Here is a 12,171-nt window from a genome sequence, read left to right as displayed (position 1 = left end):
GCCTGGAAGCGTCACCGGGGGGGGGGAGGGTGGACGCTTCCAGGCCTATGTCTTGGACAGCGAGAGCGGGGGGGCATAAGTTCGCTATCCGAAGAGCAGAACCCACCGCCGGGCCGTCGGTTCCCGGCTTTTTTCGCAATTGCGAATCTTTTTCCGAACGTCAGTCGCGCCCGACGATCGGCACGGCGATCTCATAGGCGCCGGTCAGCGGATCATGGTGCAGCGGGGCGCGAAGCTGTCGTGCCAGCCCTTCCATCACCCGGCCATAACGCTTGCCGATCAGGTGGCGAAGCTCGTCGGTTTCGACCAGGGCGCGCGATACGACCCGGACGACCGCACGGCCCTCCTGCTCGGTGGGCTTGATCGCGACGCGGATCTGCGCCGCTGGGTCGCAGTTCATCGCCAGTTCGATCGTCTCGGTCACGAGGAACGCAACGGCAACCGCCACGTCCTGGTTGACCAGGAGAGGCGCAACGTCGAGCGAGATGCCGATCCCGGCGGCATTCTCCGGCGCGGTGGCGCGGATATTGGCGGCCAGCTCGCCGATCATCGTGCGCAGGTTCAGCCCGCGATTTTCCTCCAGCTCGGCGAAATGATGGCGGTGGACGACCGCCAAGGCATCGACCCGCCGCTGGATCGAGGAATAGGCCGCCATCGCCTCGGGGCCCGTCGCGCCGCGCGCGTGGAAGTTGATGAGGCTGGAGATGACCTGAAGGTTGTTCTTGACCCGGTGATGCACCTCGCGGGTCAATTTGGTCTGGCGTACCAGTCCTTCGGCAAGCCCGGCCTCGTGGGTCGCGACGGTCCGGGTGATCGCCTCGAATGTGTCGGCCAGGTCGCGGATTTCCTGGGCGGGGGCCGCCTCGACCCGACTGATGTCCAGGACTTCGCCGGGCTGATAGGTGGCGACGATGCCCCGCAACTGGCGGAGCGGCCGGATGAGCAGCCGGTCCACCACGAACCATCCGATCAGCACCGCCGCCAGCCACATCAGCAGCGGCAGCGCCAGCGCGACGATCAGCGACGAGGTGATGGGGGCACTCAGCGCGGAGGTGCGCAGGACCAGGCCCGCAATGCCCAGTTCGGTGCGGATGGACTTCATCCGCTCCAGCGCCCCGCGCTTCGGCATGTCCTCCAAGGTCAGCGATTCACCGTCCAGCTCCAGTGCCGAGGCGATCGGGCTGGCATGGCTGTTCTGATCGATCAGCGATTGAAGGAAGGGCAGCGGGAAGAAGGCGCGGGCCTGGGCCCGTCCATCCTGATGCGCAACCGACAGGACCAGTCCCTTGCCCGGCAGGATGTCGGCCCCGATCGGCGATCCGCTGACCGGCATGGGCAGCGCGGCGGGCAGGGGATCGCCGCACAGCGTCCGCCCCGAACGATCGGTGATCAGGAACCGTGCGCCGGTCAGCGACTGCTGGGCGAAGACGCCCTGTGCCCGTGCGCAGCTCGGCGTGTCGAGCGGGTCCTGGCCCATGGCACGCACCGCGACGCGCAGCGCGGTCATGTCGCCCATCAACTCGGTGGCGATGGCGCGCGCATCCTCGTTCGCGGCGATGCGCAACCGGCCGCTGGCCTCGCTATCGGCGAGCCGCGTCGTCTGAAGCGTGGCGAAGACCGCGATGGCGGCCAGGATCAACAGGGTACCACCAAGAACGAAAACGAGTTTCGCGCCCGTCGTCAAACGCGGCGGGGCGGGGCGGAGGCGTTCGGGAACCTCTGTGTCTTGGGATGGGGCGCTGGCCATGCGGCCGGTCGTCAACCCAGCTTGCTGAGAAGGTCAAGCATCTCGTCAGGAATCTTTTCGTCGACGGTCTTTTGATACGCCTGGCGAAGTGCCGAGCCCGCATCCTTCTCGCCACCCTTTTGAGGAGCGGATGACGGCGTCTTCTTCGTCTTGTTGCCCAAACTCAAAATATCCCCCTGCAACGACCCACAAAGCGGGGCAACCGACGTGTCGACGCACCATGGCGCCGCCGGTCGGCGTTACGCCAGAGCCATAGTTGATGTGGCGATGAAACCAAATTCGATCTTGTTGGTTCCCGATGCGATACGAAAAATCCGAAGGTCGGTTCCGTTCGCGGCTGCCAGAGGGGATTTCGGGAAACGGCATTGAAAACCGGCGCGGCGGCCAGCACATGAGTCACCGCGAATATCTCAGGGAGTGATTATTACCCATGTCGCTTGGACAGCAGCTTGCGCCCCATCTTCCCTTTCTGCGGCGCTATGGCCGGGCCCTGACGGGCAGCCAGATGCACGGCGACAAATATGTTCGCGCCACGCTGGAAGCGATCGTCGCGGCCCCGGACCAGTTTCCGCGCGATGTCGATCCGCGGCTGGGCCTGTACCGCATGTTCCAGGGCATCTGGTCCTCGGCCAATTATGACGAACTTGATCGCGAAGGCGTCGACGCCGACGGCAATGAGGGGGTGGCCCGCGCGCGTCTCGCCCGCATGACGCCGCTGTCGCGCCAGGCGTTGCTCCTGACCGCGATGGAAGGCTTCACGCCCGAGGACGCGGCCTATCTGATCGATGTAGAGCCGAGCGAGGTCGAGAATCTCGTCTCCGAGGCGCTGGCCGAGATCGAGAAACAGACCCGCGCCCGCGTTCTTATCATCGAGGACGAGCCGATCATCGCGATGGATATCGAGACGATCGTGCGCGACCTGGGCCATGAGGTGACCGGCGTCGCCGTCACCCGTGACGAGGCCGTGGCGCTGGCCATGGAGGACCGCCCCGGCCTGGTGCTGGCGGATATCCAGCTGGCCGACGACAGCTCGGGCATCGATGCGGTCAAGGACATCCTGGCCGAGTTCGAGGTGCCGGTGATCTTCATCACCGCCTTCCCCGAGCGTCTGCTGACCGGCGAACGGCCCGAACCGACCTTCCTGATCACCAAGCCCTTCCAGCGGTCCACCGTGAAGGCGGCGATCAGCCAGGCGCTGTTCTTCGACCAGACCACCATTCCCGCCGAGTAAGGGGCCGAACAGGAAAGCGTTTCGGTTACGGACCCAAAACGGTTGACAGACGTTGAGGCAGACATGGCTGATCCCAATGAACCCATTCATGTCGCCAAAGAGGATGCTCGGGCAGGATCGACGCCGCATGTCACGCGGTACATCCTGCCCATATCGCTGGTCCTCGTGATCGTGATCTTCGCCTTCCTGGTGTTGCGCTGACGCGAGGCCCGATTAGGGCTCTGACACGACTGGCTATTTTGGGCCGGTACCCTATATTTCAAAGCGGTCGTGTGTTCGGCCGCTTCCGATGATCGGATTTTCATGACGCAGCCTTTGACGCGGGACGAATTGGAAGACGACGCACCCGATGCGCCGGTCGAACACGTCGCGCTGGATGATTCCGAGTTCAAGACGGAACTGGCCCGCGTGATTCCCCATCTTCGCGCCTTTGGCCGCTCGCTGTCGGGCAGCCGCGATCTGGCCGACGATCTGGTGCAGGAGACGCTGCTGAAGGCTTGGGCCGCGCGCAAGCGGTTCCAGGCGGGCACGAACATGCGGGCCTGGACCTTCATCATCCTGCGCAACCTGTATCTGTCGCAGATGCGTCGTGCGCGCTTCAAGGGCGAGTGGGACGATCTGGTCGCCGATCGTATCCTGGCGGCTCCGGCCAGCCAGGACCGCCATGTCGAACTGGGCGATATGCAACGCGCGCTGATGCACCTGCCGCAGCCGCAGCGCGAAGCTCTGATTCTGGTCGGTGCGGGTGGCTTCGCCTATGAAGAGGCTGCGGAAATCTGCAACGTCGCGGTCGGCACGATCAAGAGCCGCGTCGCGCGTGGCCGCGTCGCGCTGGAGGCGATCCTGACCGAAGGCTCGCTGCCATCGCGTCGCCTGCACGAAACCGACAGCAGCAAGACCGCGCTCGACACGATCATGGGCGATGTCGACCAGTTGAGCGGCGGGCGGTAATTCCGCGTCCGATGATTTCGCGACCGCGTCGATCCATGGGTCGGGGCGGTCGTTTTGCGTCTGGTCCCGGCGGTGAGTGATCCCTCGCTGGGTTGGGAAGGGGTGGCGGAGCGGTTCGCCGCTCTCCGAACCGATATCGGCGTCGATGTCGTGCTTCGCTGGGCCGAACATGTCCGTCCCGGCGGCGCGATCGTGGATATCGGATGTGGGACCGGCCTCCCGATCGGGCGGGCGCTGAGCGATGCGGGCTTTCGTATGTTCGGGATCGATCCGTCGCCGACATTGCTGGCGGCCTATCGCCGCCATGTGCCAAGCGCGGTCACGGCGGAGGAAGGGGTCGAAGCCAGCCGCTTTTTCGACCGCCGATACGATGGCGCGGTCATGGTCGGACTGCTCTTCCTGCTCAGCGAGGAGCGACAGCGCCCGGTCCTCGCCCGCATCGCCGACATCCTGCACCCCGGCGGGCATTTGCTGTTCAGCGCACCGGAACAGTCATGTCAGTGGACCGACAGCCTGACCGGCCAACTTTCCCGATCGCTCGGCCTTGCGGAGTATCGCCGCATTCTCAACGAGATCGGTTGCCCACTGGTCGAGTGCTATCGGGATGAGGGGGGCAACCATCATTGCTACGCCCGGCGGTCGGATTATCGAAGCTGATCCGACCGGGTGCCGGACACGCCGCGAATCCGGTCGAGGCGCGCCAGGAGCCGGACCCAGGGATCGGGCAGCCGCGACGGCTCCGAAAAGGCGGCGCGCAACGTCATGCCGATATCGTCCACGCGGCGCGGCGCGGGAACGATCCGGATATCGTTGGTCCAGGGGTCTGTAGTCGTCATACGATCATAACGAACTCGGTCTTGACAAGTTCAAAACATTATGAAGCGATTCTTGTCATCACATGGAAAGCCTTGGTCCATGTGTCGCGTCGGGATAGACGGGACGCATGAATGCGTTTCCGGCCAGCGGCCCGATCATGAGCCTGCCCGATGCGGTTGCCCGCGCGCGGCGGCATTCCTCCTTCCTGGCGATGCTGCTCGATCGGGAGCGGGAGATCGAAGCCAAGGCGCTGGACGGTATTCTGGCGGAGCCGAGCGCGCCCGACCCCGATCTATCGGTGGGAACGGCACTGCGGCGGCAGCGGCGCGCACTGGCTTTGACCGTGGCGCTGGGCGATCTGGCGGGGGTCTATGACCTGACCGAGGTGACGGGGCGGCTGACCGATTTCGCCGACCATGCGCTCGACCGTGCGGTCCGGGCGGCGATCGAGGAGCGGACGCCGGGCGCCGAGCCGGTCGGCTTCGCTGCGATCGCCTTGGGCAAGCAGGGTAGCCGCGAACTCAACTATTCGTCCGACATCGACCCCATCCTGCTGTTCGACCCGAAGACCCTGCCGCATCGCCCGCGCGAGGAGCCGGAGGATGCGGCGGTCCGGATCGCCAAGCGGGTGGTCGAACTGCTCCAGGCGCGCGACGGCGAGGGCTATGTGCTGCGCGTCGACCTGCGGCTGCGGCCCTCGCCCGAAGCGACACCGATCGCGATCCCGGTGGAGGGGGCGATCGCCTATTATGAAAGCCAGGCGCTGACCTGGGAGCGGGCGGCGTTCATCCGCGCCCGCGCGGCGGCGGGGGACATGGCGCTGGGACAGCGCTTCCTCGACGCGATCCGCCCGTTCGTCTGGCGGCGGGCGCTCGATTTCGGGGCGGTGGGCGAGATTCGCGACCTGACCCATCGTATCCGCGACCATCATGCGCAGGGGCAGGCGATGGGGCCGGGCTATGACCTCAAGCGCGGGCGTGGCGGGATTCGCGAGATCGAATTCTTTGCGCAAATCCATCAGTTGATCCACGGTGGCCGCGACCCCGCCCTTCGCGCGCCCGCCACCCGCGACGCGCTGGCGCGGCTGGCGGAGGCCGGGCGGATCGATGCGGGGGAGGCGGCGGCGCTGTCTGATGCCTATGTCCTGCTGCGGACCATCGAGCACCGGGTGCAGATGATCGACGATCGCCAGACCCATCAATTGCCGCTGGGCGACGGATTGGGGCGGGTGGCGCAACTGCACGGGCTGGCCGATGGCGAGGCGCTGGTCGCGATGCTGGCCCCGGTGACGGCAAAGGTCGGGCGGTTCTACGACGCGCTCGATGCCGATGAGCGGCCGCGCCTGCCGCATGATCCGGTGCTGCTCAACCAGCGGCTGGCGGCGGCGGGGCTGCGCGATATCGAGGCGGCGGCGCGGCGGATCGCGGCGTGGCGCGGCGGCGACTATGCCGCCTTGCGCAGTCCGGCGGCGCGTGAGGCGCTGGACGCGGTGCTGCCGACCCTGGTCGAGGCATTGGGCGAGGCGCCGGACCCCGATGCGGCGCTGCTCAAGCTCGATTCGCTGTTCGAGCGGATGACCAGCGCGATCAACATCTTCCGCCTGCTGGAGGCGCGACCCGGCCTCGCCAGCCTGACCGTCGAGATCCTCAGCCATGCGGCGCCACTGGCGGGCGAACTGGCCCGGCGTCCGGCGCTGCTCGACGGGTTGATCGACGCCTCCGCGTTCGAGCCGCTGCCTGCCGTCGAACATCTGGAACGCGCCATGCGGGGGGGTGAGGCGGGGCAGGATTATCAGGACAGGCTCGATCATGTCCGCCGGGTGGTCGGCGAATTGCGGTTCGCCTTGGGGGCGCAGATCGTGGCGGGGCGGGCCGATCCGCTGGAGGTGGCGGGCGGCTATGCGCGCGTCGCCGAGGCGGCGGTGGGGGTGCTGGCACAGGCGACGGTGGACGAATTCGTCACAGCGCATGGCCGGGTGCCCGATAGCGAACTCGTGATCCTGGCATTGGGCCGGATGGGCGGCGCGGCGCTGACCCATGCATCGGACCTCGACCTCGTCTATCTGTTCACCGGCGATTTCGCCGCCGAGTCCGATGGGCCGAAGCCGCTGGGGGCGACGCTTTACTATAACCGGCTGGCGCAGCGGGTGACGGCGGCGCTGTCGGTCCCGACCCAGGCGGGGCCGCTCTATCCGGTCGATACCCGGCTTCGCCCCTCTGGTACGCAGGGGCCGCTGGTCGTCTCGGTGGAGAGTTTCGCGCGCTATCAACGCGAGGATGCCTGGACCTGGGAACATATGGCACTGACCCGCGCCCGGCCCATTTATGGATCGGCGAAGGCGCGGAACGCCGTCGCCTCCGTCATTGCCGACGTGCTGAACGGCAACCGCCCCCCGCGTGACGTGGCGGCGGAGGCGGGGGAAATGCGGGCCGAGATGGCACGGCACAAGCCGCCGCAGGGACCGCTGGACGTGAAGCTGCTGCCCGGCGGACTGGTCGATCTGGAATTCGCGGTGCACCGGACGCAACTGACCTGGCGGACCGGCTTTGACCCCGATCTGGGCCGGGCGATCGCGGCTCTGGTGGGGCAGGGGCTGATGCCCCCCGGCATGGCGACGGCGCATGACGTGCTGACCCGCGCGCTCGTCGCCTTCCGCCTGCTGGTGCCCGATGGGCAGGAGCCGCCAGAGCCGACCCGCCCGCTGATCGCACGCGCCATGGGGCTGGCCGACTGGGACATGGTGGTTGCCACGCTGGAGGCGACGCGGCAGGAGGTCGGCCAGGTCTGGCAAGAAGGAGTGGGCGATGGAACAGGGTGATCCGATTCCGGCGGTGACGGTCGCGACGGCGGCGGGCGAGCCGCTGGCACTGGGCGAATTGGCCGGGCCGTTGGTCGTCTATTTCTATCCCAAGGACGACACCAGCGGCTGCACGCGCGAGGCGCAGGACTTCACCGCGCTGGCCGGGGCGTTCGCCGAGGCGGGCGTGCGGGTGCTTGGCATTTCCAAGGACAGCCCCGCCAAGCATCGCAAGTTCGCGGAGAAGCACGCGCTGACCGTCGAACTGGCGAGCGATGAGGACGGCGCGGCCTGCGAAGCGTTCGGCGTCTGGGGCGAGAAGATGCTCTACGGCAAGGCCTATATGGGGATCGAGCGCGCGACCTTCCTGTTCGGTCGCGACGGGATGCTTGCGCGAAGCTGGCGCAAGGTGAAGGTGCCCGGCCATGCCGAGGCGGTGCTGGAGGCGGCGCGCGCGCTTTGACGACGATCGCCGGACGGTGCGCGGCGGTGCTGCGCGAGAGCGAGGCGCTGGCCAAGGTACGGCTGGCGCGGCAGGTCGCGCGCGAGTGGCGGCGGGGGGCGCTGGCGCATCGCTTCGACACCGCCATGCCCGATGCGCCGGGGCGGCCCGACCGGCCCGAATTGCTGCCCCCCAACCGTATGCCCAAGCGCGGGCGCGGGGGATCGGAAAAGGGGCGGATCGCGCTGCTCCACGCGCTGGCGCATATCGAGTTTTCGGCGATCGACCTGGCGTTCGACGCGGCGGGGCGGTTCGGCGGGCAATTCCCGCGCAGCTTCGTCGACGACTGGATTTCGGTCGGCGCGGACGAGGCGATGCACTTCGCGGTGCTGCACCGGCGATTGCGCACCTTGGGTTCGGGCTATGGCGAATTGCCCGCCCATGCCGGATTGTGGGAGGCGGCCGAGGAAACCGCGCATGACGCGATGGCGCGCCTCGCCATCGTGCCGATGGTGCTGGAGGCACGCGGGCTCGACGTGACGCCGGAGACGGTGGCGCGGTTTCGCGGCGGCGGTGACGAGGCGTCGGCGCGCATCCTCCACCGCATCTATACCGATGAGATTCGCCATGTCGGTTTCGGCGCGAAATGGTTCGGCTATCTGGCCGCCGGGCACGATATCGAACCCGCCGCGCACTGGCAGATGCTGGTCCGCCGCCATTTTCGGGGGGCGGTTAAGCCACCGTTCAACGTTTCGGCGCGCGAGTCAGCCGGTTTGACGCGGGATTTCTACGAACCACTTGCGGACATGGAACCCATGACGGCACAAGCTGACCGTCTGTAACGCGGTGGGGCTGCGAAACAGCATTGGATGGACGAAGCCGGCAAACCCGCCATGGGGGTGTCTGGCGCAGAAGTGTCGGGGTTCGATGACGCAGCTTCAGTTTACGGGTAAATCGATTGCATCGCGCGTCCGATCGGTTCTTGGCACCGCCGCCGTCATCGCACTGACCGGCAACGCGGCCATCGCGGCATCCTCCGCTCCCGGCGCACCCAACGCGCCGCATCATGCGCCGACCGCCGTCGGTGGCGAGTTCATCCCGGCCAACAGCACCGAGGCTTCCGCCGATATCCGCGCCGACCAGCAGTTCCGTACCCTGTTCCAGACCTGGAAGAAGATGGACACGGGGCAAAAGGGCGTGATCGCGATCCCCTCGGTCCATCCGGTCGAAAAGCTTCAGTTCACCAGCAATTTCGGTATCCGCTCCGACCCGTTCCGGGGCACGGCCGCGATGCATGCCGGGGTCGATATTCCGGGCCCCGTCGGCACGCCGATCTACGCCACCGCCGACGGCATCGTCGATCATGCGGGCTGGCAGGGCGGATACGGCAATCTGGTCGAGGTCAATCATGGCAAGGGCATCGCGACCCGCTATGGCCATCTCTCCAAGATCCTGGTCGCCGATGGCGCCCGCGTGACGCGCGGCCAGTTGATCGCCCTGATGGGCTCGACCGGGCGTTCGACCGGCCCGCACCTCCATTACGAAGTCCGCATGGATGGCCATGCGGTCAACCCGATCCCCTTCCTGACCACCGGCGACTATCTGACCGCGTCGCAGGATCATGCGATCCACCAGATCCCCGTCTCCACCGACGGCCCCGCCGCGCAGGATTGATCCCTTTTATCCTCCCCGGTACGGGGAGGTGGCAGGCCGAAGGCCTGACGGAGGGGGGCTTCCACACAAGACGAAGCTGGCGGCGCGCCCCCTCCACCAGCTTCGCTGGTCCCCCTCCCCGTGCCGGGGAGGAATAGTCCTCTCGCTGGGATTGCCCCACTCGCCCCCCGCGCCTATCTGATCGTCATGGCCACCAGCATTTCCGAAATCGCGCTGACCCCGGCCGCTGCGTCTCGCGTCGCGGCGATCGCCCAGCGGCAGAACAAGCCCGCCATCCTGCGTCTGTCGGTGGAGGGCGGCGGCTGTTCGGGCTTCCAGTATAAGTTCGGGCTGGCCGATGGCCCGGCGGAGGACGATGTCATCGCCGAAACCGACGGCGTCCGTCTGGTCGTCGACAGCATCAGCCTGGACCTCGTGCGCGGTGCGGAGGTGGATTATGTCGAATCGCTCGGCGGCGCGGCATTCCGGGTCGAGAACCCCAACGCCGCCTCGGGCTGTGGCTGCGGCACCAGCTTCTCGGTCTGACGTGAAGATCACCACCTATAACGTCAACGGGATCAAGGCCCGTCTGCCGCGCCTGCTCGAATATCTTGGCGAGGCGGAGGCCGATATTGTCTGCCTTCAGGAATTGAAGGCCAGCGACGAAAGCTTCCCCATCGCCGAGATCGAGGCGGCGGGATATGGCGCGGTCTGGCACGGGCAGAAGAGTTGGAACGGCGTCGCGATCCTCGCGCGCGGCACCCAGCCGGTCGAGCGGCAACGCGGACTGGCGGGCGAGCCCGACGACGAACAGAGCCGCTATCTGGAATGCGACGTCGATGGGCTGGTGGTCGCTTCGCTCTATCTTCCCAACGGCAATCCGCAGCCGGGGCCGAAATTCGATTACAAGCTGCGCTGGATGGAGCGACTGGCCGCGCGGGCGCGGGACTTGCTGGCGGAGGAGGTTCCGGCCGTGCTGGCCGGGGACTATAATGTCATCCCCAACGACGACGACACCTTCTCCGTCGCGGCCATGGCCAGCGACGCGCTGATGCAGCCGGAGAGCCGGGCCGCCTATCGTCGGTTGCTGGCGCAAGGCTGGACGGACTCGCTGCGCACCCGGGCGCCCAAGGGCGGGGTGTGGACCTTCTGGGACTATCAGGCGGGCTCGTGGCAGCGTGACGCGGGCTTCCGCATCGACCATCTGCTGCTCAGCCCGCAGGCCGCCGACCGGCTGGTCGATGCAGGTGTCGACAAAAGCTATCGCGGGCGGGAAAAGGCCAGCGATCATGCCCCGACCTGGGTGAGATTGCGGGACCAGTAATTCCTCCCCTGCAAGGGGAGGGGGACCATGCGAAGCATGGTGGAGGGGGATCGCCACAGAGGGCGTCTATTGTGGAAGCCCCCCTCCGTCAGGCCTTTGGCCCGCCACCTCCCCGTGCCGGGGAGGATTTGATATGGCCTCCACGCTCAACTATCCGAGACCATCGATGCGCCGCGCCGCTATCCTGATCCTTCTCACCCTCGCTGCCTGTGACCAGCGCGGCAGTCCCGACGCGCGGGTCGCCGATGCGGACGCACAGGAGCGGGTGCGCCAGGAAAAGGCGGCGAAGGAGATCGTCGGGCAGACCGAGGATCAGGTGCGCGTGAAGGTGCTGGAACAGCGTGTGGCGGCGCTGGAGGTGCAGGTCGCGGCGATGCAGGGCGATCGCAAGTTGCTCGACGCGCAACTGGTCGAGCAGCGGCTGAACCAGATCGAAGCGCGGAATGTCGGCGATACGGCGTCTTCGCCGATATCGAATGCGCAAGGCGACACCGTGTCGCCCGATCGGGCCGCGAAGACGCGGGCACCGGGCCCGTCCGCGACGCCCGCCGCGCGCAAACCGCTGGTCCTCGACCTGCGATAGCGGCGCGGCGGGGAAGGGCGCTCCGGCCCGACGGACCGGAGCGCGGTGAAGGCTTACTTCTTCAGGTGCGCCGAGATGAACTTGTTCATCTCGAACATGGTGCACTTGTCCTTGCCGAACACCTTCTTCAGCTTGTCGTCGGCCAGGATTTCCCGCTTGTTTTCCGGGTTCTGCAGGTTGTTGGCCTTGATATAGTCCCACACCTTGCTGATGACCTGGCTGCGCGGCAGCTTCTCGTTGCCGACGATCGCGCCCAGTTCCTCGGACGGCTGGACCGGTGCGTGGATGCCGGTGCCCGTGGTTGCGGTGGCCATGTGTTTCCTTCCCTTAATCCTTCTGCGTCCCGGCCTGGTCGGCGGGTCGCGCGTGAATCACGCCTTCTTAAGCGCGTCCGCCTTGTGCGCTGCCTTTCCGCCGTTGTCACTCTCTACTATGTATTGCGGTGCATCCTTGGATGCGCGGACGGTGTGGCCCTTGATGGTCGTGTCGCTGGTCTGCTTCTTGACGACCTTGCCCTCGGCGGTGCCGCCATGGCTGTTCCATTCGACATGATCGCCCTTCTTGAACTCGGTCATCATCGCTCTCCCGGGTTGTGATCCGCATCAATCCGCCGGGGTCATCCTTGGT

At 66.8% G+C, this 12,171-nt stretch carries 16 protein-coding genes; 11 read left to right on the top strand and 5 right to left on the bottom strand.

All coding sequences use genetic code 11. From position 1 onward, the window contains the following. Positions 1 to 160: 160 nt before the first annotated feature. Both SM191_RS15765 and SM191_RS15760 read right to left on the bottom strand, forming a co-directional pair. A complete protein-coding gene (locus tag SM191_RS15765; RefSeq protein ID WP_445949874.1) occupies positions 161 to 1,747 on the bottom strand; it encodes a sensor histidine kinase in 1,587 nt (528 codons plus the stop codon). Positions 1,748 to 1,758: 11 nt separating this feature from the next. Next, positions 1,759 to 1,908, bottom strand: a complete 150-nt coding sequence (locus tag SM191_RS15760) for a NepR family anti-sigma factor (protein WP_267434814.1) — start codon at positions 1,906 to 1,908, stop codon at positions 1,759 to 1,761. Positions 1,909 to 2,177: 269 nt separating this feature from the next. On the opposite strand from SM191_RS15760, the gene SM191_RS15755 reads away from it, so the two are divergent. The 4 genes from SM191_RS15755 (at position 2,178) to SM191_RS15740 (ending at position 4,586) form a co-directional block, all read left to right on the top strand. Then, positions 2,178 to 2,978: a response regulator gene (locus tag SM191_RS15755; protein ID WP_267434813.1), complete on the top strand. Its 801-nt coding sequence runs from the start codon at positions 2,178 to 2,180 to the stop codon at positions 2,976 to 2,978. Between the two features lie 63 nt (positions 2,979 to 3,041). After that, entirely contained in the window at positions 3,042 to 3,179 is a 138-nt protein-coding gene (locus SM191_RS15750; RefSeq protein ID WP_261270938.1) for a hypothetical protein, read from the top strand. A 102-nt stretch (positions 3,180 to 3,281) separates the two neighbouring features. Next, positions 3,282 to 3,929: a sigma-70 family RNA polymerase sigma factor gene (locus SM191_RS15745; RefSeq protein WP_267434811.1), complete on the top strand. Its 648-nt coding sequence runs from the start codon at positions 3,282 to 3,284 to the stop codon at positions 3,927 to 3,929. 54 nt (positions 3,930 to 3,983) lie between these two features. Next, a complete protein-coding gene (locus SM191_RS15740) occupies positions 3,984 to 4,586 on the top strand; it encodes a class I SAM-dependent DNA methyltransferase (protein WP_341507018.1) in 603 nt (200 codons plus the stop codon). On the opposite strand, the gene SM191_RS15735 is transcribed toward SM191_RS15740, so the two are convergent. Further along, the gene (locus SM191_RS15735; RefSeq protein WP_341507017.1) at positions 4,574 to 4,765 is read right to left on the bottom strand and encodes a hypothetical protein; all 192 of its coding nucleotides are present in this window, start codon (positions 4,763 to 4,765) and stop codon (positions 4,574 to 4,576) included. The two genes, SM191_RS15740 and SM191_RS15735, sit on opposite strands and share 13 nt — an antisense overlap. A gap of 107 nt (positions 4,766 to 4,872) precedes the next feature. Here SM191_RS15735 and SM191_RS15730 point away from each other — a divergent pair, with 107 nt between their 5' ends. From SM191_RS15730 to SM191_RS15700, 7 genes are all read left to right on the top strand, one after another. Then, entirely contained in the window at positions 4,873 to 7,563 is a 2,691-nt protein-coding gene (locus SM191_RS15730) for a bifunctional [glutamine synthetase] adenylyltransferase/[glutamine synthetase]-adenylyl-L-tyrosine phosphorylase (protein WP_341507016.1), read from the top strand. Further along, a complete protein-coding gene (locus SM191_RS15725) occupies positions 7,550 to 8,005 on the top strand; it encodes a peroxiredoxin (RefSeq protein ID WP_306999385.1) in 456 nt (151 codons plus the stop codon). The genes SM191_RS15730 and SM191_RS15725 overlap by 14 nt, the downstream gene beginning before the upstream one ends. Next, a complete protein-coding gene (locus tag SM191_RS15720; RefSeq protein ID WP_341507015.1) occupies positions 8,002 to 8,826 on the top strand; it encodes a ferritin-like domain-containing protein in 825 nt (274 codons plus the stop codon). Before SM191_RS15725 ends, SM191_RS15720 begins: the two co-directional genes overlap by 4 nt. 85 nt (positions 8,827 to 8,911) lie before the next feature. Continuing rightward, on the top strand, positions 8,912 to 9,658 hold the full coding sequence (locus tag SM191_RS15715) for a M23 family metallopeptidase (RefSeq protein WP_341507014.1): 747 nt from the start codon (positions 8,912 to 8,914) through the stop codon (positions 9,656 to 9,658). Positions 9,659 to 9,844: 186 nt separating this feature from the next. Further along, on the top strand, positions 9,845 to 10,183 hold the full coding sequence (gene erpA, locus SM191_RS15710; RefSeq protein WP_341507013.1) for an iron-sulfur cluster insertion protein ErpA: 339 nt from the start codon (positions 9,845 to 9,847) through the stop codon (positions 10,181 to 10,183). Position 10,184: 1 nt separating this feature from the next. Beyond that, positions 10,185 to 10,961, top strand: a complete 777-nt coding sequence (gene xth / locus SM191_RS15705) for an exodeoxyribonuclease III (RefSeq protein WP_341507012.1) — start codon at positions 10,185 to 10,187, stop codon at positions 10,959 to 10,961. Between the two features lie 166 nt (positions 10,962 to 11,127). Further along, on the top strand, positions 11,128 to 11,544 hold the full coding sequence (locus SM191_RS15700) for a hypothetical protein (protein WP_341507011.1): 417 nt from the start codon (positions 11,128 to 11,130) through the stop codon (positions 11,542 to 11,544). Between the two features lie 53 nt (positions 11,545 to 11,597). Here the strand turns inward: SM191_RS15700 and SM191_RS15695 are convergent, their stop codons facing one another. Together SM191_RS15695 and SM191_RS15690 are read right to left on the bottom strand one after the other, a co-directional pair. Then, the gene (locus SM191_RS15695; RefSeq protein WP_007405135.1) at positions 11,598 to 11,858 is read right to left on the bottom strand and encodes an SWIB/MDM2 domain-containing protein; all 261 of its coding nucleotides are present in this window, start codon (positions 11,856 to 11,858) and stop codon (positions 11,598 to 11,600) included. Between the two features lie 57 nt (positions 11,859 to 11,915). After that, complete coding sequence (locus SM191_RS15690) at positions 11,916 to 12,119, bottom strand: DUF2945 domain-containing protein (RefSeq protein WP_307003134.1); 204 nt, start codon at positions 12,117 to 12,119, stop codon at positions 11,916 to 11,918. Between the last annotated feature and the right edge of the window lie 52 nt (positions 12,120 to 12,171).

This window comes from Sphingomonas sp. 2378 (assembly GCF_038084995.1).
In the GTDB taxonomy this organism is placed as follows: domain Bacteria; phylum Pseudomonadota; class Alphaproteobacteria; order Sphingomonadales; family Sphingomonadaceae; genus Sphingomonas.
This window is presented reverse-complemented; position numbering and strand designations above follow the sequence as displayed.

Coding starts and splice junctions, on each gene's coding strand:
- SM191_RS15700 (WP_341507011.1), top strand. CDS start 11,128: ATGCGCCGCGCCGCTATCCTGATCCTTCTCACCCTCGCTGCCTGTGAC.
- SM191_RS15730 (WP_341507016.1), top strand. CDS start 4,873: ATGAATGCGTTTCCGGCCAGCGGCCCGATCATGAGCCTGCCCGATGCG.
- SM191_RS15690 (WP_307003134.1), bottom strand. CDS start 12,119: ATGACCGAGTTCAAGAAGGGCGATCATGTCGAATGGAACAGCCATGGC.
- SM191_RS15745 (WP_267434811.1), top strand. CDS start 3,282: ATGACGCAGCCTTTGACGCGGGACGAATTGGAAGACGACGCACCCGAT.
- SM191_RS15725 (WP_306999385.1), top strand. CDS start 7,550: ATGGAACAGGGTGATCCGATTCCGGCGGTGACGGTCGCGACGGCGGCG.
- SM191_RS15735 (WP_341507017.1), bottom strand. CDS start 4,765: ATGACGACTACAGACCCCTGGACCAACGATATCCGGATCGTTCCCGCG.
- SM191_RS15750 (WP_261270938.1), top strand. CDS start 3,042: ATGGCTGATCCCAATGAACCCATTCATGTCGCCAAAGAGGATGCTCGG.
- SM191_RS15765 (WP_445949874.1), bottom strand. CDS start 1,747: ATGGCCAGCGCCCCATCCCAAGACACAGAGGTTCCCGAACGCCTCCGC.
- erpA (WP_341507013.1), top strand. CDS start 9,845: ATGGCCACCAGCATTTCCGAAATCGCGCTGACCCCGGCCGCTGCGTCT.
- SM191_RS15715 (WP_341507014.1), top strand. CDS start 8,912: ATGACGCAGCTTCAGTTTACGGGTAAATCGATTGCATCGCGCGTCCGA.
- SM191_RS15695 (WP_007405135.1), bottom strand. CDS start 11,858: ATGGCCACCGCAACCACGGGCACCGGCATCCACGCACCGGTCCAGCCG.
- SM191_RS15755 (WP_267434813.1), top strand. CDS start 2,178: ATGTCGCTTGGACAGCAGCTTGCGCCCCATCTTCCCTTTCTGCGGCGC.